17 protein-coding genes are annotated in these 22137 nt (G+C 69.1%); 8 read left to right on the forward strand and 9 right to left on the reverse strand.

Annotation, left to right across the window (positions count from 1 at the left end; translation table 11 throughout):
* Positions 1-98 precede the first annotated feature (98 nt).
* Both AAIL17_RS03155 and AAIL17_RS03160 read left to right on the forward strand, forming a co-directional pair.
* Positions 99-431 (forward strand): TfoX/Sxy family protein, encoded by a 333-nt coding sequence (locus tag AAIL17_RS03155; RefSeq protein WP_424681361.1) that lies wholly within the window; start codon positions 99-101, stop codon positions 429-431.
* A 195-nt stretch (positions 432-626) separates the two neighbouring features.
* Positions 627-1805, forward strand: coding sequence for a hypothetical protein (locus AAIL17_RS03160; protein WP_424681362.1), 1179 nt, complete (start codon positions 627-629; stop codon positions 1803-1805).
* Positions 1806-1875: 70 nt separating this feature from the next.
* Here the strand turns inward: AAIL17_RS03160 and AAIL17_RS03165 are convergent, their stop codons facing one another.
* Both AAIL17_RS03165 and AAIL17_RS03170 read right to left on the reverse strand, forming a co-directional pair.
* Positions 1876-3804, reverse strand: coding sequence for a hypothetical protein (locus AAIL17_RS03165; RefSeq protein WP_424681363.1), 1929 nt, complete (start codon positions 3802-3804; stop codon positions 1876-1878).
* 274 nt (positions 3805-4078) lie between these two features.
* On the reverse strand, positions 4079-4909 hold the full coding sequence (locus AAIL17_RS03170) for a hypothetical protein (protein ID WP_424681364.1): 831 nt from the start codon (positions 4907-4909) through the stop codon (positions 4079-4081).
* Between the two features lie 440 nt (positions 4910-5349).
* Here AAIL17_RS03170 and fusA point away from each other — a divergent pair, with 440 nt between their 5' ends.
* On the forward strand, positions 5350-7389 hold the full coding sequence (gene fusA / locus AAIL17_RS03175) for an elongation factor G (RefSeq protein WP_424681365.1): 2040 nt from the start codon (positions 5350-5352) through the stop codon (positions 7387-7389).
* A 214-nt stretch (positions 7390-7603) separates the two neighbouring features.
* Here the strand turns inward: fusA and AAIL17_RS03180 are convergent, their stop codons facing one another.
* Both AAIL17_RS03180 and AAIL17_RS03185 read right to left on the reverse strand, forming a co-directional pair.
* Positions 7604-8152, reverse strand: coding sequence for a type 1 glutamine amidotransferase domain-containing protein (locus AAIL17_RS03180; protein WP_424681366.1), 549 nt, complete (start codon positions 8150-8152; stop codon positions 7604-7606).
* Between the two features lie 243 nt (positions 8153-8395).
* The gene (locus tag AAIL17_RS03185) at positions 8396-8863 is read right to left on the reverse strand and encodes an SET domain-containing protein (RefSeq protein WP_424681367.1); all 468 of its coding nucleotides are present in this window, start codon (positions 8861-8863) and stop codon (positions 8396-8398) included.
* 172 nt (positions 8864-9035) lie between these two features.
* Between AAIL17_RS03185 and AAIL17_RS03190 the strand changes: the two genes are divergently transcribed.
* Both AAIL17_RS03190 and AAIL17_RS03195 read left to right on the forward strand, forming a co-directional pair.
* A complete protein-coding gene (locus AAIL17_RS03190; protein ID WP_424681368.1) occupies positions 9036-9515 on the forward strand; it encodes a hypothetical protein in 480 nt (159 codons plus the stop codon).
* Between the two features lie 65 nt (positions 9516-9580).
* On the forward strand, positions 9581-11353 hold the full coding sequence (locus tag AAIL17_RS03195) for an acyl-CoA dehydrogenase C-terminal domain-containing protein (protein WP_424681369.1): 1773 nt from the start codon (positions 9581-9583) through the stop codon (positions 11351-11353).
* Between the two features lie 75 nt (positions 11354-11428).
* On the opposite strand, the gene pgeF is transcribed toward AAIL17_RS03195, so the two are convergent.
* Together pgeF and rluD are read right to left on the reverse strand one after the other, a co-directional pair.
* Positions 11429-12172, reverse strand: a complete 744-nt coding sequence (gene pgeF / locus AAIL17_RS03200; protein ID WP_424681370.1) for a peptidoglycan editing factor PgeF — start codon at positions 12170-12172, stop codon at positions 11429-11431.
* A 99-nt stretch (positions 12173-12271) separates the two neighbouring features.
* The gene (gene rluD / locus AAIL17_RS03205) at positions 12272-13240 is read right to left on the reverse strand and encodes a 23S rRNA pseudouridine(1911/1915/1917) synthase RluD (RefSeq protein ID WP_424681371.1); all 969 of its coding nucleotides are present in this window, start codon (positions 13238-13240) and stop codon (positions 12272-12274) included.
* A gap of 68 nt (positions 13241-13308) precedes the next feature.
* Between rluD and AAIL17_RS03210 the strand changes: the two genes are divergently transcribed.
* Positions 13309-14136: an outer membrane protein assembly factor BamD gene (locus AAIL17_RS03210; protein ID WP_424681372.1), complete on the forward strand. Its 828-nt coding sequence runs from the start codon at positions 13309-13311 to the stop codon at positions 14134-14136.
* Positions 14137-14298: 162 nt separating this feature from the next.
* Here AAIL17_RS03210 and AAIL17_RS03215 read toward each other — a convergent pair whose 3' ends face one another.
* The 3 genes from AAIL17_RS03215 to sucC form a co-directional block, all read right to left on the reverse strand.
* Positions 14299-15915, reverse strand: a complete 1617-nt coding sequence (locus AAIL17_RS03215; RefSeq protein WP_424681373.1) for an NAD+ synthase — start codon at positions 15913-15915, stop codon at positions 14299-14301.
* A 412-nt stretch (positions 15916-16327) separates the two neighbouring features.
* A complete protein-coding gene (gene sucD, locus AAIL17_RS03220) occupies positions 16328-17200 on the reverse strand; it encodes a succinate--CoA ligase subunit alpha (protein ID WP_424681374.1) in 873 nt (290 codons plus the stop codon).
* Between the two features lie 13 nt (positions 17201-17213).
* Positions 17214-18374 carry an ADP-forming succinate--CoA ligase subunit beta gene (sucC, locus tag AAIL17_RS03225; RefSeq protein WP_424681375.1) on the reverse strand — a complete coding sequence of 387 codons (1161 nt, stop codon included), beginning with the start codon at positions 18372-18374 and terminating at the stop codon, positions 17214-17216.
* A gap of 292 nt (positions 18375-18666) precedes the next feature.
* Between sucC and AAIL17_RS03230 the strand changes: the two genes are divergently transcribed.
* Both AAIL17_RS03230 and AAIL17_RS03235 read left to right on the forward strand, forming a co-directional pair.
* Positions 18667-20295, forward strand: coding sequence for a sensor histidine kinase (locus AAIL17_RS03230; RefSeq protein ID WP_424681419.1), 1629 nt, complete (start codon positions 18667-18669; stop codon positions 20293-20295).
* 262 nt (positions 20296-20557) lie between these two features.
* Positions 20558-21985, forward strand: a complete 1428-nt coding sequence (locus tag AAIL17_RS03235; RefSeq protein WP_424681376.1) for a sigma-54-dependent transcriptional regulator — start codon at positions 20558-20560, stop codon at positions 21983-21985.
* Positions 21986-22137 lie beyond the last annotated feature (152 nt).

Raw genomic sequence — 22137 nt, forward strand, 5'->3', positions numbered from 1 at the left:
CAAAGCCGACGATTCGACGGCACACGCCTTGCTCCGAAGCCATCCGCCCATGAGCAGGCATCACCCACAAGTTGAAGCGGCAGTGGAGGGCCGAACCGATGGCAACAGATCGATCCTTCGTCGAGTACGTCGGCGAGCAATCGGGGCTGGACGAGCGCATCACCTTCAAGCGGATGTTCGGCGAGTACGGCATCTACATCGACGGCAAGGTCGTCGCCTTCGCCTGCGACAACAGCCTGTTCGTCAAGGCGGCCGATGCCACCCATGCGCTGACGGCGAACCTTCCCCGGCGTCCGCCCTATCCCGGCGCCAAGCCCTATCCGGTCGCCGACGAGCTGCTCGACGATTCGGAGCAGTTGCATGCGCTCCTGGTCGCGACGGCAGACGCCATGCCGGAGCCCAAGGCGAAGAAGCCGAAAGCGCGGAAATGATTGGCGTCCCGGGGTGACAGGGGCTCACCGGAACGGAAGGCCGTCGGCACTCATGGTCGACGCGGCGGCTCTGTCCGCGAGCAAAGGGCGCGCAAGGCATCGGGAAATGCCCTACGTCATGCGCCGCGCGCGGCTGATGGCCTCACGGCAGGGACCGCCTAAGCTGCGCGCTCGCCAACTGGACAAGGAAAGGACATGGCAAGCAGACGATGGGCGGCGGCAGGCCTGGCCCTGGCGACGACGTTCCTGGCAGGTGTGCCAAGGGCGCACGCCGGTGACCATGACACCGTGGTGGCGGTGATGCCGGTGTTCAGCCAGATCGTCGCGTGGCGCGTGCCTTCGGGCTTTGTTCGCGCGAACGAGGAAACCCATGCGGACCATTACCAGTTCGAGGCGGTGCCTCGGGGCGATACCCTCGATGACTGGTCGCAGATGGTGACCCTTACGGGTGCGGCCGGCTTGGCCGACCATCCGGAGGTGACGCCGAAGGCTTTCGCGTCCGTCCTCGCCATGGATTTCAAGAAGACTTGTCCGGACTCCTATTACGGCATCGAGCTCGATGCCCCCGCCATCGAAAACTACGGCACTTATGCCGTCGTGGCCGGTTGCGGGGCGTTGCCGGACAGCAAACCCCTCCATGGCGAAACCGCGCTGATCGTGGTGGTCAAGGGCGCCCATGACTACTACACACTGCAATGGGCCGAGCGCGATCGCGCGCGGTCCGCGCCGCCCCGGATCGACGCCTACCTGTGGTCGCAGCGGCTGGCGAAGCTGATGCCGATCCAGGTGTGCGACCGTGTGCCGGGAGAGAGGCCACCCTATCCGAGCTGCACATCGCGCATGGTCCAAAAGCATGAAGCGCGCAATGCGCCCGCCTCCGCCTCCCGGAACGTGAGTGCGGCCGATTCGGATGCGATCGTGGCGGGATGGGAAGCTGCCGGATTCACGCTCACGCTCCAGCATTATTTTTCGACGCTGGAATCCACCTGTGATGCGCTAGCCGGCGCATCGGCGGCCGACGGCAAGGGGCTCCTCGAAACCTGGCAAGGCCGCGCCCGCAACGGCGTGTTCCTGGACGCCAGCCGGTTGTACCAGACCGCGTTCGTGGCTGCGGTGCAGAAATCCAGTGGCAAGCAGGCAGCGGATCGCCTGCTCGCTGGGCAGATGGAGGTGGTGCGCCAGCAGGGCGATGACGAGGCGGGAAAACTCCTCGCCGGCACGCCGAAGGAGAAGGCTGAAACCTGCCGCCGCGTTGCGGTCGACATGGCGGCAGGCGAATACGACATCACGGAACGCGTTCCGTACTACGCCACACTGGATCGCCTGGTCCGCGACCTGGGCGCGGACGAGCGGGCCGATGAGCGCACGCCTTGAGGCACACACCCTCGCCACCCTCGGCTGCCGGATCAGGCATGGCCAGCCTTCCGCCAGACCTGCCCTCGCCTCAGTGGAACTGGTCGCTCGCAGGCACCCATGAACTGGCCGCCGCGGCCGGCGCCTGTATCGGTCGCGGCGACAACGGACCCTCGCCCGGGCAGCCGGGCGGCAGCGGACCGCCGCTGACGCGGGCGGCGGCGCATTGCGCGGCGTTGTCCAGGTGGATGGGGGCTGCGGGTGCCGGGGCCGACTGCGCCTTCGCCACGCTGGTGGATGCGGTGGGATCTAGCGGCTTTGCCGGCGCCAGGTCCAGGCGCTTGTAGAGTTCCGGGTCCTTGGCGGCCTGGGCGGGCGGGTCGCCGCCGCAGCCGAACAGCGCGATCGGGAACAACGGGCTGACCTTGCAGTTGATACGCACGCCGCGCGGCAGGTGGAACGTGTGCTTGACGGTGGTTTTCTCGACCGCGTGGCGCAGGGCAGTGTCGATGGAGCTCTCGCCCTCGGGCGTCCAGTCGCCCTCGAACCGCGTGGGCCGGTAGCCGATGTTGGGCGAACTGTGCTCCATGATGTCGGTGTCGCCGCGCGGCTTGAGCTGGATGTAGCTGCCGAGCCGGCCGTGTTCGGCGCCTGCCGCGGCGCCCGGCTGTGCCTTGCCCTGCTTGCCCTCACCCTGCCCGCTGCCCTGGCCTGCCGCCGGCGCCGGCGCACCGTTGCGGCTGGCGGCTTCGGTCGCGACTTCGCGTGCGCCGGGATTGCCGTTGTCGCTGCCCTGCGGCGTGGCGTCGGGCGCGCTGCTGGGCGCATTCTCCGGCGTGTTCGCGTTAGCCGGTTGCGCGACGTTGTTCTGCGCCGCGGAGGCGGCTGCGGCGGTCGCTTCGGACGCAGCAGGCTCGGCCGACGGCGTGAGTGCGGCCGCCTGAGGACGCGCCAGGGTGATGGACGCCGCGGGCGAGGCGGCCTTGGGCACCTCGATGGTGGGCGCGGCCGGTTGCGGCGCGGCGGGGGCCTTGGCCGTGTCCACCGGCACGGCCGTGAGCTGCGGTTCGCCGAGCTGGATGCTGGGCGCCTGCACCTGCGGCCGTTCGCGCGGCACGACCGGCGTGGGTGCGCTGACCTGCGGCGCGAGGTTGATGGTCGGCGCGGCCTGCGCCGGCAGCGGGATCGGCTCGACCTGCGGCTCGGCAGGCGCCGTGGCCGGCTGCGGGCGCACCAGCGTCACCGTGCTGGGCGGCTGGCCAGTTGGTGGCGCGACGCGGTCGAGCGCGATGCTCGGCGCGGCGATCGGTGGCGGCGCCTGCGCAGGCAAGGCCGGCAGCGCCAGCGAAGGCGGCGTGGGCATCGGCCGGTTGCCCTCCAGTTGCGCCTTGCGCATCGGCTCCGGCTGGAACTTCGGCGGCACCGGACGGACCGCGGGCGGCGTGTCCAGATTGACCTGCGGCGGCGCGCCCGCCAGCGGCACCGGCGCCAGGTCCGGCGTCGGCTGCGGATGGGGCAGCGCGAGCGGCGGCGCGGGTGCGGCGACGGCGGCGATGCGAATGGTCGCCTTGGGCGCGGTGACGGTGATGACCGGAATATCGGGCGTGGCCGTCGCGGGCCGATTTTGCGTGGTCGGCGCGCGCTCGGCCGTGCGGGCGGCGGTCGTGGCCGCACGGCCGCGATGGCGCGGCCCCACCTGCTTCGGCGGCGTGCCGCGCACCGGTGGCGGGGGCGGCGGCTCCGGCTTGTCGATCAGGCGAACCTGCAACGGCGTGGTGTCGCGCGGCGGCTCCGGCAGCTCGTAGGCCGGGCCCAGGATGGCGCCGAACAGTACCAGCAGGTGCACCAGCAGCGCACCGACCATGCCGGCGATGCGCAGCCCCCGATCACGCGGCCGTTCGGCACGCCGGCGGCGATAGACGATGGCCCGCATGGCGGCGTCGCGTGGCGAGCGCAGCATGACCACCGTGTGTGCATCGGCGGGCGAGTCGCTTGGCTTGTCCGCGGGTGGCAGGGGCATGGTGAAAGTGTAGCTTGCGGGGGTGGATGAGCCGTGGGTTATTGACGGGTGCGCCCGCTTCCGCCTTGCGCATGGGGAAAGGATCCACACGCCCGCCCCTTCCCATCGAGCCTTCCCCGCGAACGGGAGGGGAAGGTGCCGACAGGCGGATGGTGGCGCTCTTGGGCTGCCTGGCTGCCTTCCCGCAAGGCAGCCCCCATCCGCCCTTCGGGCACCTTCCCCCGTGAACGGGGGAAGGACCATCGGTTCGCGGTGCGCCTCCTGCAGGAAACCCTCAAGGCTTGCGGCAATGCGCCGGCAACGGCTTGCCGGCCTGCGTTGCCTCGGCGCACTCGGCATCGACCGCGCGGTCGGGCGTGTCGACCGGGCAGCCGTGGGGCAACGGCTTGCCGGCGCGGTAGAGCGCGATGCATTCGGAAAGCTTGCGCTTGGGCGGCGCCAATTTCCTGGCGAGCGGCGCCGGCGCCATGTTCAGGCGTTCGTCGCCGTCCTTCTTCGACGGCGGCGCCGGCGGCATGACGCACATCGGCGTGGGGATGCCGAACAGCGTCTTGCACTTCAGGTGGATGCCGTGGCCGAGGCCGACCGACTTGTTCTCGTTGCTGTGCGTGGCGCTCAATGCGCGGCGGATGCCCTGCCCGACGATGGTCTCGTCCGGCGGCGGGAAGTCTTTCTCGAAGCGGGTGGCCTGGTACTTGATCGGGGTGTCGTGGCTCATCACCTGGCTGTCGCCTTGCGGCATGCGCTGGACGTAGCCGGGCGTCGGCGCGGCCGTGCTGGCGGCGCGCGCAGGCAGCAGCGGCTGGCCGGTGCGGTCGAACAGGCGCGGCGGTACGGGTGGCGACGAAGCCGCGGGCGCGGGGATGCTGGCGGTCATCGCATTCGGGCGCGGCCGTTCGCGCACGGGTGCGGGCCGCCGCACGGACGGCGGGGACGGCATCGATGGCGGCGGTGCGGGCGCGGCCGGGCGGGATCGCGCGATGAAGCGCACCTGCAGGGCATCGTCCAGCCTCACGTGGACGACTTCGCGCGCGGGCCGCGGCCGCATTTCCCACCACGCGACGGCGCCGAACAGCACGTGCAACGCCAGCACCACGCCGAACACGAGGCGGACGCGCCAGGGCTCGCGCGGCGGCGGCGGCCGGCCGCGCCACGCGCGCAGCAGCGCGCGCGTGTCCTCGTCCAGCGGCGCCAGTCCGCGATGCGGTGGCGACGCGGCTTGCCAGCGATGGGGCTCGACCTGCGGCGGGGAAACGATGGAGATGGCTCCGTGCGTGGGGACAGCGGGCCGTCATCATGCCCGCCTTCGCAAGACCGTCACGTGTTCGAGGGGTTCCCGTGCGCATTGCCGCTTGACCGCGCGGACGGATCGCACAAGGCTACGCAGGCGGCATCCGCCGCACCCCGCCATGACCGCCCCCGCCCGCGCCTCGCGCGCCTGAGGACGACCATGACGGCCCGCCATCGTCAGCCGCCATGCGCGGCCTCGTGCGGCGCCGTTCATGCCGATGCGAGTCCCGCGCCTTGCCAAGGGAGGGACGTCTCGTGTCGTACAGCACGGAAAACATCCGCAACATCGCGCTCGCCGGCCACGCCGGCAGCGGCAAGACCACGCTGTTCGAAGCCCTGCTGCATGCCGGCGGCGTGATCCAGGCGCAGGGCTCGGTCGAGCGCGGCACCACCCAGTCGGACACCGACGCGCAGGAGAAGGCGCGCGGCCATTCGATCGACAGCGCCATCGCCAGCATCGACCGCGACGGCTGCCACATCAACCTGATCGACACCGCCGGCTACGCGGACTTCCGCGGCGCCACGCTGCCGGCTTTCGCCGCGGTGGAAACGGTGGCGGTCGTGGTCAACGCCACCAACGGCATCGAGCACGGTACGCGGCGCATGATGGAACGCGCCCGCCAACGCGGCCTGGCGCGCGTGCTGGTGGTCAACAAGATCGACTTCGAAGGCGCGCGGCTGGGCACGCTGGTCGACATGCTGCGCGAGGAGTTCGGCCCCGAATGCCTGCCGGTGAACCTGCCCGCGCAGGGTGGCAAGCTCGTGCTCGACTGCTTCTTCCACAACGACGGTGCCACCGACTTCTCCTCGCTCGCCGCGGCGCATCAGCAGATCGTCGACCAGGTGGTGGAGATCAACGAGGCCACCATGGGCGCCTACCTCGACAACGGCGAGGGCGCGCTCAGCCGCGAGCAGCTGCACGATGCCTTCGAGCAATGCCTGCGCGAAGGACACCTGGTGCCGATCTGCTTCGTCAGCGCGCGCACCGGCGTGGGCGTGGCCGAGTTCCTGGAGCTGGCCGACCGCCTGTTGCCCAACCCGGCCGAGGGCAATCCGCCGGCCTTCGCCAACGGCCAGGGCGAGGCGGTCACCGTCGATGGCGATCCGGCCAGGCACGTGATCGCGGACGTGTTCAAGATCGTCAACGATCCGTTCGTCGGCAAGCTCGGCGTCTTTCGCGTGTGGCAGGGGACGGTCCGGCGCGATACGCAGCTCTTCGTCGACGACTCGCGCAAGCCGTTCAAGGTCGGCCACCTGTTCCGGCTCAACGGCAAGGCGCACGTGGAGATCGAGCAGGCGATCCCCGGCGACATCGCGGCGGTGGCCAAGGTGGAGGAAATCCACTTCGATGCGGTGCTGCACGACTCGCACGAGGAGGACGGCATCCATCTGGCGCCAATGGATTTCCCGCAACCGATGTTTGGCCTGGCGCTCACGCCGAGGCACAAGGGACAGGAGCAGAAGCTCTCGCAGGCGCTGGCGCGGCTGGCCGAGGAGGATCCGTGCCTGCGCATGGAGCACCACAAGGAACTGAACGAGACGGTGGTGCGCGGGCTGTCCGAGCTGCACCTGAAGGTGATGCTCGAGCGCATGCGCGAACGCTACGGCGTGGAGGTGGACACGCATCCGCCGCGCATCGCCTACCGCGAGACCATCGCCGCACACGCCGAGGGCCACCACCGGCACAAGAAGCAGACCGGCGGCGCCGGCCAGTTCGGCGAGGTGTTCCTGCGCGTGGATCCGCTCGATCGCGGCGCCGGCTTCGAGTTCGTCGACGAGGTCAAGGGCGGCGTGATTCCCAACCAGTTCCTTCCGGCGATCGAGAAGGGCGTGCGCCAGGCGATGGAGTCCGGCGCGATCGCCGGCTACCCGATGCAGGACCTGCGCGTGACCGTGTACGACGGCAAGTACCACCCGGTCGACTCGAAAGAGGTGGCGTTCGTCAGCGCCGGCAGGAAAGCGTTCATGGATGCGGTGGGCAAAGCGCGGCCGATCGTGCTGGAGCCGATCGTGGACGTGGAGGTGGCCATCCCCGAAGGCAGCGTGGGCGACGTCACCGGCAGCCTTTCGGCCAAGCGCGCGCGCATCATGGGCACGGACACGCAACGCGGCGGCGAGCTGATGATCCGCGCGCAGGCGCCGCTGGCCGAGCTCACGGACTATCCCACCGAGCTCAAGGCGATGACTGGCGGCCAGGGACGCTACAGCCTGGATCTCTCCCACTACGAGCCGGTGCCGCCGCCGGTGCAGAAGCAGCTGTCCGACGCCTGGAAGCCCCACGTCGAGGAGGATTGAGGGGCTGAGGCACGAGCGCCCCCATCCGCCTGTCGGCACCTTCCCCCGTGAACGGGGGGAAGGCTCACCCGAAGCATTTCGCGTGCTCGGGTCCTTAGTTCCCGAACGCGAAGGCTTACTCGAAGCGCCTCGCCTGGTCCGATCCTTCCCCCCGTTCACGGGGGAAGATGCCCGAAGCGCGGATGGGGGAAGCCCCGCCTCGAGCCCACCTGCATCAAGCCGCCAACGCCTCGATCACCGCATCGGCAAACGCCGGAATGTCGTCCGGCTTGCGGCTGGTGATCAGGTTGCCGTCGCGCACGACCTCGCGGTCCTCCCACTTGGCGCCGGCATTCTCCAGGTCCTGCCGCAGCGACGGCCAGGAAGTCACCTTGCGGCCCTTCACCTGGTCGGCATTGATCAGCGTCCATGGTCCATGGCAGATCGCCGCGACCGTCTTGCCCGCCTTCGCGAAGGACTGCACCAGTTCCACCGCCGCCGGCTGCGTGCGCAGCTTGTCCGGATTGATCACGCCGCCGGGCAGCACCAGCGCGTCGAAGTCGGCGGCATCGACGTCCTCCAGCTTCATGTCCACCGGCACGCTGCCGGCCCAGTCGCCGCCCTTCCAGCCCTTGATCTCCTTGGCGTCGCCCGGGGCGATCACCTGCACGTCCGCGCCGGCCTCTTCCAGCAGGCGCTTGGGCTCGGTCAGCTCGGAATACTCGAAACCATCGGTGGCGAGCACGGCAATGGCGCGGCCGGTGAGTTTCTTCGATGGGCTCATGGCGATCCTCCTGCGGGTCAAGCGAAGAGGATGGCGCGTGGCGCGTCTTGCGGGCGTCGTGCGCGCGTTACGACAGGCCGTAGCCTGCAAGGCCGAGCCTTCCCCCGCGAACGCGGGGGAAGGTGCCGACAGGCGGATGGGGGCGCGCTCGGGCGGGATGCCTGGGGGAGCGTTTCGCAAGGCCTCCCCCATCCGCCCTGCGGCACCTTCCCCCGTGAACGGGGGGAAGGCTCGGCGGCGCGTTCAGCCCTTGGGCTTGAGCAGCGTGCCGGTGCAGTTCGGCGCACCGCAGCGGCACTCCCACAGCTTCTTCAGCCGCGCGGTATAGAGCACGTCCAGCACGATGCCGTAGTCGTAGGTCAGTTCCTCGCCCGGCTTGATGTTGCGGATCGCCTCGATCAGCACGCGATCCTTGCGCGGATCGCCGCTTTCGCTCTCCTCCACCACCGCACGGCAGTTCGGCGCGCAGCTGTGGTTGATCCAGCGCGCGGTGTTGCCCTTGCGGTTGGCGTCGATGATGTAGTCGTCGTTGAGCGTGAACAGGAAGGTATGCCCGGTCTCGCCGCCGTCGCCGTACATCGCGTCGGCCTCCTCGTGGGTCATCAGCGTGCCCTTGTACTCGACGATCTCCTCGCCCTTCCTGATCGGCGCGGTGGCGAACACCCCGTTGCCATGGATGGGGGAGCGGCGGGCGACGTAGCGACGGAGCATGCGTGGGGAACCTTGGGGCGAAAGACGCTGATGATGCCCGTTCGCCGCGCGCGGCGAAACCTGCAGCGAGCGCTGGTCGAAACGGTGGCGGCCGCTTGGCACGACGGCTGACGCAGACGCGCCGGCTATGGTTAGAATCAGGAATTCGAACGATCGTTTGGAGAAGCCCACGATGCGTTTCCTGCGCTGGATCCTCCCGCTGTCGCTTGCCCTGGGCCTGATTGCCTGCGGCCCGCCGCGCAAGAGCGTGTTCCCGCCCACCGTGAGCATCCAGCAACTGGTGCTGCAGCCCTCGGGCGCCTGGCGGCTGACCGTGCGCATCCAGAACAACAGCTACGGCGGCATGGACTTCACCGAGCTCGACGCGCAGCTTGCGATGGCCGACAGCGTGCCGGTGCGCGTGCACGGCGGCTTCGATCGCGACATACCCGCCTTCGCCGGCGACATCGTGCAGATCGACGTGCTGCCGACCACCGCCATGGCCAGGGCGCTCGCCGCCAGCGCTGCCAAGGGCAGCGCCGGCGCCCTGCCCTACACCCTTTCCGGCACCGTGCGCGCCAAGCCCGAGCAGGAGAAGGAGCCGCGCGATTTCGACTTCTCCGGCAAGGACTGGCTCTCGCCCGCGCCGGGCATCGCCAACACCTGGCGATGATCCGAACCCTTTCGCACCGTGATGGCGGGTTGAAGCCCGCCCTACGCTTCCTCGAGGAAACATCGATGACGATCTACAAGGCCCCGCTCGACGACATGCGCTTCGTGTTGCACGACCTGTTCCGCGCGGAGGCTACGTTGACCCCGCTCGCCGGCGGCGAGGGCCACACCCGCGACCTGCTCGACGCGGTGCTGGAGGAAGCGGCGCGCTTCAACGAGCAGGTGCTCGCCCCGCTGAACGCATCGGCCGATGCCGAGGGCTGCCACTTCGACAAGGCCACCGCCACGGTGACCACGCCGAAGGGTTTCAGGGAGGCCTACCGCACCTACGTCGAGGGCGGCTGGGCGGGCCTGACCATGCCCGAGGCGATGGGCGGCCAGGCGTTGCCGGAAGTGATCGGCGTGGCGATGAAGGAGATGCTCGACTCGGCCAACCTGGCCTGGGGCAACTACCCGCTGCTCAGCCAGGGCGCCGCGCATGCGCTGCAGTTGCACGGCGACGACTGGCAGAAGGACGTCTTCCTCAAGCCCATGGTCGAGGGCCGCTGGTGCGGCAGCATGTGCCTGACCGAGCCGCAGGCCGGTTCCGACCTCGGCCTGCTCAAGACGCGCGCCGAACCCGCCGGCGACGGCAGTTACCGGGTCACCGGCACCAAGATCTTCATCACCGCCGGCGAGCACGACCTTACCGAGAACATCGTCCATCTGGTGCTGGCGCGCCTGCCCGACGCGCCGGCCGGCAGCCGCGGCATCTCGCTGTTCGTGGTGCCCAAGTTCAAGGTCGCGCGCGACGGCAAGATGGGCGAACGCAACGCCGTGGCGGCCGGCGCCATCGAGCACAAGATGGGCATCCACGCCTCGCCGACCTGCGTGATGAACTTCGACGGCGCCGAAGGCTGGCTGATCGGCCAGCCGCACAAGGGCCTGTTCGGCATGTTCACCATGATGAACGCGGCGCGCCTGGCGGTCGGCGTGCAGGGCATCGGCCTGGCCGAGCGCGGCCTGCAGAACAGCCTGAACTACGCGCGCGAGCGCCTGCAGGGCCGCGCGCTGAGCGGCCCGGTGCAGCCGGACAAACCGGCCGATCCGCTGCTGGTGCATCCGGACGTGCGCCGCATGCTGCTGACCCAGCGCGCGATCGTCGAGGGCGGCCGCGCACTGATGCTCTACGCCGCGCTGCAACTGGACATCGAGGAGCGCGCCGCCGACGAGGCCGCGCGGGCGAAGGCCGGCGAACTGGTCGCCTTCCTGATCCCGATCGTCAAGGGCGTGCTCACCGAACTGGCGCAGGAGAGCGTCAAGGAAGCCGTGCAGATCTATGGCGGCCACGGCTACATCACCGAGAACGGCGTGGAGCAGTTCGTGCGCGACGCGCGCATCATCACGCTGTACGAGGGCACCACCGGCATCCAGGCGATGGACCTGCTGGGTCGCAAGATCATGCAGCTCAAGGGCGCGGGCTTGCGCCACTTTCTGGAGGAGATCGGCGGCTTCTGCCAGCAGCACGCAGGCGATGCGTTGCTGGGCGAGTTCGTCGCGCCGCTGGGCAAGGCGGCCAAGGAGTGGCAGGCACTGACGATGGCGTTGGCCGAGCGCGCGCAGGCCAACCCGGAAGAACTGGGCGCGGCTGCGGTGGACTACCTCTACTACTCCGGCTATGTCGCACTGGCCTACATGTGGGCGCGCAGCGTCGCCGCGGCCGAGGGCAGCACGCAATCGGCGTTCAAGCAGGCAAAGCGGGACACCGCGAGGTTCTACTTCGCGCGGATGCTGCCGCGTTGCGCAGTGCATCGCGCGGCGATCGAGGCCGGCGTGGCGAGCATTCCCTCGATCGGCTGAGCCATTCGCAGGGTGGGCTTCAGTCCATCGCTCTTGCATGGGCAGGGTGGGCTGAAGCCCACCCTGCGTCCATTTTCAATCGCGCCAGATCACGCTGGCGAAGCGGCCGCTGCTGGCGCCGTCGCGGCGATAGGAATAGAAGCGCGGGTCGGCGAACGTGTCGAAGCCGCCGCCATGGACGCGCGTCACGCCCGCCGCGGCGAGCCTCTGCCGGGCCAGGCCGGCGAGATCGCAATGCCAATGGCCGGGCCGTGTCGCCGTGAAGCAGTTGGCTGCCTCCGGGCTGCGCTCGACGAAGGCCGTTCGCACCTCCTCGCCTACCTCGTAGGACACGGCACCGATGCAGGGTCCCAGCCATGCCAGCAGGCGAGTCGGCGCGGTGCCCATCGCCGCGACCGTCGCTTCCAGCACGCCGGCGGCCAGGCCGCGCCAGCCGGCGTGGGCGGCGCCGATGCGTGCGCCGTCCTCGCTGCAGAACAACACCGGCATGCAGTCGGCGGTGAGGATCGCCAGCACCGTGCCGGACAGGTGCGCGACCGCCGCGTCCGCCTGTGGTTCATCCGCGCTGGCGAGCGGGCCCAGCTGCGCCACCATGGTGCCGTGCACCTGGCGCAGCCAGCGTGGCGCGGCCGGCAGGTCGAGCGCATGGTGCAGGGCGTCGCGGTTGCTGGCGACCGCTTCGGCGGCATCGCCGCTGCGCAGGCCCAGGTTGAAGCGCGCATAGGGGCCGGCCGAAATGCCCGGTCCATGGCGGGTGGTGACCGCCGCATGCACGCCGCGCGGCGCGGGCCAGTCGGGGAGGATCCAGGGTTCGGTCATGGGGATGGCCGTCACGGGGAGCCTCAAGCATACCGCGGAGTCGCGCCCTCTCCCTCGTACCGCCGGTAGGTGCCGGGATTGCCTGGAGCGGCTTTGCCGCTACGCCTCGCGGTGCTCCAGCGCATCGGACCGCAAGGTGGCGACCAGCGCTTCCAAGTCCTCCGGCCGCTTCGCTTCGAACGCCATCGCCTCACCCGTCACCGGATGCTCGAAGGCCAGCCGCTCGGCATGCAGCGCCTGCCGGCGGAAGCCGCGCAGCGCGGCGACCAGTTCCGGCGTGGCGCCCTTGGGCAGCCGCAGGCTGCCGCCGTACAGCGGATCGCCCACCAGCGGGTGGTGGATGTGCGCCATGTGCACGCGGATCTGGTGGGTGCGCCCGGTTTCCAGGTTGCACTGGATCAGGCTGTGCGCACGGAAGCGTTCGCGCAGGCGGTAGTGGGTGACGGCGTGCTTGCCGTCCTCCTCGTCGCGCACGGCCTGGCGCAGGCGGTCGCCCATGTGCCGGCCGATCGGCGCATCGACGGTGCCGCCGGCCACCAGCGTGCCCAGCACCACCGCCTCGTACTGCCGTTCCACTGCGTGGCGCGAGAGCATTTCCACGAGTGCCGTGTGCGCGGCCAGCGACTTGGCCACCACCATCAGGCCGGAGGTGTCCTTGTCCAGCCGGTGCACGATGCCGGCGCGCGGCAGCTCGGCCAGCTTCGGGTCGTGGTGCAGCAGTGCATTGAGCAGCGTACCGGCCGGGTTGCCGGCGCCCGGATGCACCACCAGGCCGGCCGGCTTGTCCAGCACCAGCAGGTGGGCGTCCTCGTGCACGATCGCCAGGTCGATCGCCTCCGGCGCGCTCTCCACCTCGTTGGCCAGCTCGGCCTCCAGCCGCACCTGCTCGCCGCCGCGCAGCAGCTGGCGCGGCGGCGCCACGGCGCCGTCCAGGGTGACCGCGCCGGCCTTGATCCAGCCGGCCAGGCGCGAGCGGGAATAATCCGGGAACATCTCGGCCAGCGCCTGGTCGAAGCGCCTGCCTGCCGCCGACAGGGGCACCTGCGCCTCGTGCCGGATGACGGTCATGCCGCCCTCCGCGGGTGGCTGGCGGTTTGGGCTATCATCCCCACGATCACATCCATACAAATTTCCCAATGCGCCTATTCTTCAAATTGCTTGCCGTGCTGGTTCTCGGCCTGTCCGTGGGCGCCTGCTCGATGTTCGGCCACAAGCGCGAGAGCATCGACACCATGCCGGTGGAGAAGCTCTACACCAAGGCGCACGACGACCTCATGAACGGCGACTACTCGGCGGCCACCAAGGCCTACCAGCGCCTGATCGCGCGCTTCCCGTCCGGGGACTACAACGAACAGTCGCAGCTGGAGCTGGCCTATTCGCAGTACAAGGACAACCAGCCGGACGACGCCTACTCGACGATCAACCGCTTCATCAAGACCTATCCGACCCAGAAGCATGTCGATTATGCCTATTACCTGCGCGGCCTGATCAATTTCGACCGCACCAGCGGCGTGATCGAGCGCTTCTTCCCGCGCAACAGCTCGCAGTCGCGCCGCGATCAGGCGTACAACCTGCAGGCCTTCGACGACTTCTCCGAACTGGCCCGCCGCTATCCCGACAGCGCCTATACCGCCGATGCGCGCCAGCGCATGATCTACCTGCGCAACGTGCTGGCGGAATACGAGATCAACGTGGCCAAGTTCTACCTGCGCAACAAGGCCTACGTGGCCTCGGCCGATCGCGCGCAGTACGTGGTGGAGCACTACCAGCAGGCACCGCAGACCGGCGACGCGCTGGCGATCCTGGCCCGCAGCTACCTGGCGCTGGACCAGAAGCAGCAAGCCGAGAACGTGCGCAAGGTGCTGGCGCTGAACTACCCGGATCACCCGTATCTCACCGATCCGAAATGGCCGCATGCGCCTTCGACGCTGCGCAAGATGGTGCCCTTCTCGGGACACCACTGAAAAAATGCCCCTTCCGGGGCATTTTTTTTGATGCCGCTTCAGCCCGCCGCGCCCGAAGCGAGGATCTGGCACATCAGCGTCACACCCACCCGACGCCCATGCACGGAAGGCCTTCGCCCGTTGGCCTGTGGAGGTGGCCAACGGACTTACCGGGCCTAGCCATCATTTCCAGCCGGAGGTGATCGGGTAGCGCCGCTCGCGGCCGAAGGCACGGGTGGTCACGCGCGGGCCCGGCGCAGCCTGGCGGCGCTTGAACTCGTTGCGCAGCACCAGGCTGGCGACCCGGCGCACCGTGTCCGGGTCGAAGCCGGCGGCGGCGATCTCGGCCTGCGACTGCTCGCCCTCGATGAAGCGCTGGAGGATCGCATCGAGCACGTCGTAGGGCGGCAGCGAATCCTGGTCGGTCTGGTCCTCGCGCAGCTCGGCCGAAGGCGGACGGTCGATCACCGCGGGCGGGATCGCCGGGCCGGCTTCGTTGCGCCAGCGCGAGAGCCGGTACACCACCGTCTTGTAGACGTCCTTGAGCGGCGCATAGGCGCCGCACATGTCGCCGTACAGCGTGGCGTAGCCGACCGCCATCTCGCTCTTGTTGCCGGTGGCCAGCAGCAGGTGGCTGTGCTTGTTGGAGAGACCCATCAGCATCACGCCGCGGGTGCGCGACTGCAGGTTTTCCTCGGTGGTGTCCGCGGTCTTGCCGGCGAAGGCGGGCGTGAGCGCCGCCAGGAAGCTCTGGTAGGTGGGCTCGATGTCGATCACGTGGTAGGCCACGCCCAGGCGCTCGGCCTGCTCGCGCGCGCCGTCCAGCGAGAGCTTCGAGGTGTAGCGGGTGGGCAGCATCACCGCGGTGACGCGCCCGGGGCCGAGGGCATCGACCGCCAGCGCCAGCGTCAGCGCCGAGTCGATGCCGCCGGAAAGGCCCAGCAGCACGCCGGGAAAACCGTTCTTGTCGATGTAGTCACGGATGCCACGGACGAGCGCGGCATACAGCACGGCTTCCGGGCGCGTGTCGGCAGCCGCCGGCCAGTTGTCCGCACGCAGCGTGCGGCTGGCCGAATCGAACGTGGCCCACAGCAGCGCGTCGACGAAGGCCGGTGCGCGCGCGGCGATCGAGCCGTCGCCATTGACCAGCAGCGAGGCGCCGTCGTACACCACCTCGTCCTGCCCGCCGACCAGGTTGAGGTAGACGATGGCGCAGCCGGTTTCCTTCGCGCGCGCGGTGAGCAGCGCCTCGCGCGTGGCCTGCTTGGCGTCGTCCCAGGGCGAGGCGTTGATCACGATGATCAGCTCGGCGCCGGTACTGGCGGCCTGCGCCGCCGGCTCGGGCTCCCAGATGTCCTCGCAGACCAGGAAGCCCACCCGCACGCCGTTGACCATGCCGGTGGCGCTGGCGTGGCCGGGGCGAAAGTAGCGCTTGTCGTCGAACACGCCGTAGTTGGGCAGCGCCTGCTTGTGCGCGATGCACTCGATGCGGCCCTCGCGCAGCAGCGCGGCGGCGTTGTAGACCTCGCCCTCGCTGTGCGGGAAACCGACCAGCGCGGTGAGGCCATCGGTGTCTTCGGCCAGCGCGGCGATCGCCTCGTTGCAGGCCTGCAGGAAGCTGGGGCGTATGAGCAGGTCCTCGGGCGGATAGCCGCTGATCGCCAGTTCCGGGAACGCCACCAGGTCAGCGCCTCCGGCGTGCGCCCGGGTCATCAGTTCGCGGATCTTCGTGGTGTTGGCGGCGACGGCGCCGACGGGGAAGTCGAACTGGGCCAGGGCGAGGCGGAGTTGGGTGGTCATCTGGGCGGGCGGCAGTGGGAGGCGCACATGATAAGCGAGGGGTGTGAGCAGCTCGAAAACCAGGTCTGAGGCGGGGCCGCCCCCATCCGCCTGTCGGCACCTTCCCCCGCGTTCGCGGGGGAAGGCCCGGGAACGGGCGCTGCGGCGTTTTGGTCCTTCCCCCGTTTACGGGAGGAGCGAAAGGTGTGAGCGCTCGAAAAACCAAGGCTGCGGCGGGTCGCCCCCATCCGCCTGTCGGCACTTTCCCCGCGTTCGCGGGGAAGGCTCGGGAACGGGGGCTGCGGCGTTTTGGTCCTTTCCCCGTTTACGGGGGAAGGTGCCCGAAGGGCGGATGGGGAAGCCTTGCGGGGAGGCACGAAAGCAAAAGGCCACGCTTTCGCGTGGCCTTTTGGCGTGCGCAGATATCGCACGCTTACTTCATCAACTTCGCCAGCGTCTTGCCGAGATCCGCCGGCGACTTCACCGTCGTCACGCCCGCCTTTTCCAGCGCCGCGAACTTGGCCGCCGCGGTGCCCTTGCCGCCGGAGATGATCGCGCCGGCGTGGCCCATGCGCTTGCCGGCCGGGGCGGACGCACCGGCGATGAAGGACACCACCGGCTTGGTCACGTACTCGCCGATGAACTCGGCCGCGTCTTCCTCGGCGCTGCCGCCGATCTCGCCGACCATGATGATGCCCTCGGTCTGCGGATCGTCCTGGAACAGCTTCAGGCAGTCGATGAAGTTCAGGCCGTTGATCGGGTCGCCGCCGATGCCGATGCAGGTGGACTGGCCCAGGCCCTCGTTGGTGGTCTGGAACACGGCCTCATAGGTCAGCGTGCCGGAGCGCGACACGATGCCGACCTTGCCCGGCTGGTGGATGTGGCCCGGCATGATGCCGATCTTGCACTCGCCCGGAGTGATGATGCCGGGGCAGTTCGGACCGATCAGCACGGTCTCCGGATGCTGCGCCAGCACGTTCTTCACGCGCAGCATGTCGAGTACCGGAATGCCTTCGGTAATGGCCACGATTACGCGGATGCCCGCGTCGATCGCTTCGAGGATCGAGTCGGCCGCGAACGGCGGCGGCACGAAGATCACCGACGCGTCGGCACCGGTTTCGGCGACCGCTTCTTCCATCGAGTTGAAGACCGGCAGGCCGATGTGCTCGGAACCGCCCTTGCCGGGGGTCACGCCACCGACGATCTTGGTGCCGTAGTCGATCGCCTGCTCGGCGTGGAAGGTGCCCTGCTGGCCGGTGAAGCCCTGCACCAGCACCTTGGTGTTCTTGTTGACCAGAACGCTCATGCTTTCTCGCTCCTCACTTCGCGGCGGCCACGGCTTTCTGCGCCGCGTCGTTGAGATCGTCGGCCGGCGTGATCGCCAGGCCGGAGTTGGCCAGCAGTTCGCGGCCCTTCTCCACGTTGGTGCCCTGCAGGCGCACGACCACCGGGATGGTCAGGCCCACTTCCTTCACCGCGGCGATGATGCCCTCGGCGATCAGGTCGCAGCGCACGATGCCGCCGAAGATGTTGACCAGGATGGCCTTCACCTTGTCCGAAGACAGGATCAGCTTGAACGCCTCGGTCACGCGCTCCTTGGTGGCGCCGCCGCCGACGTCGAGGAAGTTGGCCGGCTCGCCGCCCGCCAGCTTGATCACGTCCATGGTGGCCATTGCCAGACCGGCGCCGTTGACCATGCAGCCGATCGAGCCGTCCATGGTCACGTAGTTGAGGTTGTGCTGGACCGCGGCCGCTTCGGCCTGGTCTTCCTGGCTCAGGTCGCGCATGGCGACCAGCTCGGGATGACGGAAGTCCGCGTTGTCGTCGGAGTTCACCTTGCCATCGAGCGCGGCCAGGTTGCCGTCCTCGAGGATCGCCAGCGGGTTCAACTCCACCAGCGACAGGTCCTTCTCGTTGAACAGCTTGTACAGGCCCAGCATGATCTTGGTCAGCTGGTTGACCTGCTTGGGCGTAAGGTCCATCGCGAAGCCGAGGTTGCGGCACTGGTAGGGCTGCAACCCCTCCACGAAATCAACGACGATCGTGTGGATATCCTCGGGCGTGTCGCGGGCGACCTGCTCGATGTCCACGCCGCCGTGCTTGGAGGCAATGAACGACACCGACTTGGAATCACGGTCGACCAGTACCGAGAGATAAAGCTCTTTCGCAATATTCGTGGCGTCGGTCACCAGCACCAGGTTCACCGGCAGCGCGCGGCCGGCGGACTGGTAGGTCGCCATGTTGGTGCCCAGCATGCCCTTGGCGGCAGCGCGCACGTCGTCGAGGCTCTTGCAGAACTTGACGCCGCCGGCCTTGCCGCGGCCGCCTGCGTGGATCTGCGCCTTGACCATCCACTGCGAGCCGCCCAACGCCTTGGCGGCGTCGACGGCGGCGTCGGGGGAGTTGGCAACCTTGCCCGGCGGTACGGTGATGCCGTACTGCGCGAACAGCTCTTTGGCCTGGTACTCGTGGAAATTCATTCCTATACCTCGAGCGAACGGGAAAACGTATCGGGCCGCACGCACCTTGGCGGCGTGGGCGCGGGAGGGGATCGGACGGCGGCCTTGGGACGCCCTGCCGGCGTGCAGTGCGCGCTGCTCCGGGTCACCGGGCGGAAATCGCGCAATACGGCCGCGCATTTTCGCGCAAAGGCGCCCGTGATGGAAAGTGCCGCCTGGCGGCCCACTCCGTGCGCTTCGCCGCTGGCAGCGCACGCGGGCCTGTCTATACTCGGCCGAACGCCGCGCCGAAGCCGTCAACGTGCCTCCCACGATACCCACTGCCGAACCGCCCGTTTTCCAGCCAGTCCGGCCCGCGGCACCGGCGGTCCGCCACGAACTGTTCTTCCTCAACTACTTCCGGCTGGCGCAGGCGCTGGTCTATGCCGGCCTGGCGCTGAGCTCGCCGCGACTGACCTGGCCGACCGTCCAGCAGCCGCTGCTGGCCTACGTGGTGATCGGGGTCTACCTGCTGTTCGCGGTGGGCATGCTGGCGCAGACCCGGCACGCGATGGCCAAGGCGCAACTGGTAGTGTCCGGCGCGCTGGTGGTCGACATCATGGTGGCGGTGCTGGCCGCCTGGCTGATCCACGAGGCGCGCATCGGCATCGCCATGATGCTGGCGGTGAACCTGTCCACCGGCGCGCTGGTGCTGCCGTTGCGGCTGTCCAGCTTCTTCGCCGCGCTGGCCACGCTGGGCATGCTCGGCCACACGCTGATCGCCCAGGCGCCGGGCGACGGCGACCTGCTCGAATCGGGCCTGCTCGGCCTGGCCTACTTCGCCAGCACCACGCTCTGCCACGTGCTCGGCCGCCAGCTGCGCGCCACCGAGGCGCTGGCCGAACAGCGCAGCCTGGACCTGGCCAACCTGTCGCAGGTCAACGAGCTGATCATCCGGCGCATGAAGACCGGCGTGCTGCTGGTGGACGACGCCAACCGCATCCACCAGCTCAACGAATCGGCCTGGATGCTGCTGGGCAACCCGCCGGCAGACCAGCGCGACCTGGGCAAGCTGGCGCCGGAGCTCTCGCGCCGGCTGTACCACTGGATGACCTCCGGCAAGCTGGACGAGACCGCCACGCAACTGGCCGACGGCGTGCCCGAGGTGGTGCCGCGCTTCACCCGGCTGGCGCCGAACGACGACTCGCACGTACTGATCTTCCTCGACGACACCTCGCTGCTGTCCCGCCGCGCGGAGGAACTGACGCTCAGCTCGCTGGGCCGCCTGTCGGCCTCCATCGCGCACGAAATCCGCAATCCGCTGGCGGCGATCCGCTACTCGGCGCAGTTGCTGGCCGAGTCCAGGGAACTGACACCCAGCGACGCGCGCATGGTGGAGATCATCAACAACCACTGCGTGCGCCTCAACGAGATCATCGAGAACATCCTGCAGCTCTCTCGGCGGGAGCGCTCGCGCCCGGAGACGCTGGACCTGGGCCGCTGGGCCAACGGCTTCGTGGAGGAATACAAGCAAGGCAACGACATCGGTGGCGATTCGCTGCGGGTGATCACCGGCTCCGTGCCGGTGGCCGCGGTGGCCGATCCGCAGCAGCTGCAGCAAGTGGTGTGGAACCTGGTGCAGAACGCGCTGCGCTACGGCCGCATGCCCGGCGAACCGGCGCGGGTGATGGTGGTGGTGCGCGGGGGAGAGCACGGCGTGCCGATCCTGGAGGTGATCGACCGCGGTCCCGGCATCGCGCCCAAGGTGGCGGCGCAGATTTTCGAGCCGTTCTACACCACGCACGAATATGGCACCGGCCTTGGCCTGTACCTGGCGCGGCAGATGAGCGAAGCGAACCAGGCCTCGCTGGAATACGTGCGCGTGGCCGGCGGCGGCAGTTGCTTCCGCCTGACCTTGACACCGCCGGCGCGTCATCCGGCCGACGGCGGAGATGCCGGCTGAGCCCCTGTTTCGTCTCCCCTTCGGGAAGAGGGAGAACATAGTTCGCGGCGAGCCCCGGCCCCTCACCCCAGCCCTCTCCTCGAAGGGGGGAGGGAGAACACAGTTCGTGGCGAGCCCCGGCCCCTCACCCCGGCTCTCTCCCCGAAGGGGAGAGGGAGCAGGGCGTGAAGCGCGTAATCACGCCATTTCTTTGGCCTGATCAGAGCACAGAGTCGCCAAACTGCTATACCCTTTCGCTGTTGCCGCCTGACGAAAGAGAACCATGTCCGCACAGACCGTCCTGGTCATTGACGACGAACGCGACATCCGCGAGCTGCTTACCATCACGCTCGGTCGCATGGACCTGCAGGTGGAGGCGGTGGGCACCGTGGCCGAGGCACGGCGGGCCCTGGGCGAACGCAGCTACGACCTCTGCTTCACCGACATGCGCCTGCCCGACGGCACCGGCCATGAGGTCATCGAACTGATCGCGGCCACCCATCCGGACATGCCGGTGGCGATGATCACCGCCTACGGCAACGTCGACGCAGCGGTGAACGCGCTGAAGGCAGGCGCCTTCGACTTCGTCTCCAAGCCGGTCGACATCCAGATGCTGCGCCGGCTGGTGCGCACCGCGCTGCAGTTGGCCGAGGAGCGCAAGAGCGGCGGCGGTGCCTCTGCCGCGACCGGTGCCGCCGGCCGCCTGGTCGGCGATTCGCCGGCGATGCAGCAGGTGCGCGCCACCATCGGCAAGCTCGCGCGCAACCAGGCGCCGGTGTACATCGCCGGCGAATCGGGCGTGGGCAAGGAACTGGTGGCGCGGCTGATCCACGAGCAGGGCCCGCGCGCGAGCGGGCCGTTCGTGCCGGTCAACTGCGGCGCGATTCCGTCCGAGCTGATGGAGAGCGAGTTCTTCGGCCACAAGAAGGGCAGCTTCACCGGCGCCAGCGCCGACAAGGAAGGCCTGTTCCAGGCCGCCCACGGCGGCACGCTGTTCCTGGACGAGGTGGCCGAGCTGCCGCTGCACATGCAGGTGAAGCTGCTGCGCGCGATCCAGGAGAAGGCGGTGCGCCCGATCGGCGCGCGCGAGGAAGTGCCGGTGGACGTGCGCATCCTGTCGGCCACGCACAAGGACCTGGCCCGGCTGGTCGAGCAGGGCCAGTTCCGCCAGGACCTGTTCTACCGCATCAACGTCATCGAGCTTCGCGTGCCGCCGCTGCGCGAGCGCCGGGGCGACGTGCCGCAGCTTGCCGCCTTCATCCTGCGTTCGCTGGCCGCCAAGAGCGGCGGCACGCCCGGCAGGCTGAAGCCGGACGCGCAGCAGGCGCTGGAGGAATACGACTTTCCCGGCAACGTGCGCGAACTGGAGAACATCCTCGAACGCGCCATGGCGATGTGCGAGGGCGACACCATCGGCGCCTCGGACCTCATGCTGCCGCAGCGCCCGCTGCGCCAGGCCGAGCCGGTCAATGCCGCGCACGCCGCCATGCATGCTCCGCAGCCGGGCGCCCCGGTGGCCGCGCAGCCGCCGGTGCCACACGCCGGCCCGGGCAGCGGCATGCCGCTGGACGACTACATCAGCAACCTCGAGCGCACCGCGATCATCAAGGCGCTGGAAGAGTCCCGCTACAACAAGACCGCGGCGGCGAAGAAGCTCGGCATCACCTTCCGTGCCCTGCGCTACAAGCTGAAGAAGCTCGGCATCGACTGACCCGCTTTGCCTCCTCTCCCCAGAAGGGGATGGCGCCACCTGCCCTGCCCCCTTCTCCCCTTCGGGGAGAGGGCTGGGGTGAGGGGCCGGGGCTCGCAGGAAAGCCTTCTTTTGCCCACTGTCGGTTCCATCTTTCCAGAGCAGTCCGGCGA

It is taken from the genome of Frateuria sp. YIM B11624 (assembly GCF_049727805.1).
GTDB lineage: Bacteria > Pseudomonadota > Gammaproteobacteria > Xanthomonadales > Rhodanobacteraceae > Frateuria_A.

Coding starts and splice junctions, on each gene's coding strand:
- AAIL17_RS03155 (WP_424681361.1), top strand. CDS start 99: ATGGCAACAGATCGATCCTTCGTCGAGTACGTCGGCGAGCAATCGGGG.
- AAIL17_RS03160 (WP_424681362.1), top strand. CDS start 627: ATGGCAAGCAGACGATGGGCGGCGGCAGGCCTGGCCCTGGCGACGACG.
- AAIL17_RS03165 (WP_424681363.1), bottom strand. CDS start 3,804: ATGCCCCTGCCACCCGCGGACAAGCCAAGCGACTCGCCCGCCGATGCA.
- AAIL17_RS03180 (WP_424681366.1), bottom strand. CDS start 8,152: ATGAGCCCATCGAAGAAACTCACCGGCCGCGCCATTGCCGTGCTCGCC.
- AAIL17_RS03185 (WP_424681367.1), bottom strand. CDS start 8,863: ATGCTCCGTCGCTACGTCGCCCGCCGCTCCCCCATCCATGGCAACGGG.
- AAIL17_RS03190 (WP_424681368.1), top strand. CDS start 9,036: ATGCGTTTCCTGCGCTGGATCCTCCCGCTGTCGCTTGCCCTGGGCCTG.
- AAIL17_RS03195 (WP_424681369.1), top strand. CDS start 9,581: ATGACGATCTACAAGGCCCCGCTCGACGACATGCGCTTCGTGTTGCAC.
- pgeF (WP_424681370.1), bottom strand. CDS start 12,172: ATGACCGAACCCTGGATCCTCCCCGACTGGCCCGCGCCGCGCGGCGTG.
- rluD (WP_424681371.1), bottom strand. CDS start 13,240: ATGACCGTCATCCGGCACGAGGCGCAGGTGCCCCTGTCGGCGGCAGGC.
- AAIL17_RS03210 (WP_424681372.1), top strand. CDS start 13,309: ATGCGCCTATTCTTCAAATTGCTTGCCGTGCTGGTTCTCGGCCTGTCC.
- AAIL17_RS03215 (WP_424681373.1), bottom strand. CDS start 15,915: ATGACCACCCAACTCCGCCTCGCCCTGGCCCAGTTCGACTTCCCCGTC.
- sucD (WP_424681374.1), bottom strand. CDS start 17,200: ATGAGCGTTCTGGTCAACAAGAACACCAAGGTGCTGGTGCAGGGCTTC.
- sucC (WP_424681375.1), bottom strand. CDS start 18,374: ATGAATTTCCACGAGTACCAGGCCAAAGAGCTGTTCGCGCAGTACGGC.
- AAIL17_RS03235 (WP_424681376.1), top strand. CDS start 20,558: ATGTCCGCACAGACCGTCCTGGTCATTGACGACGAACGCGACATCCGC.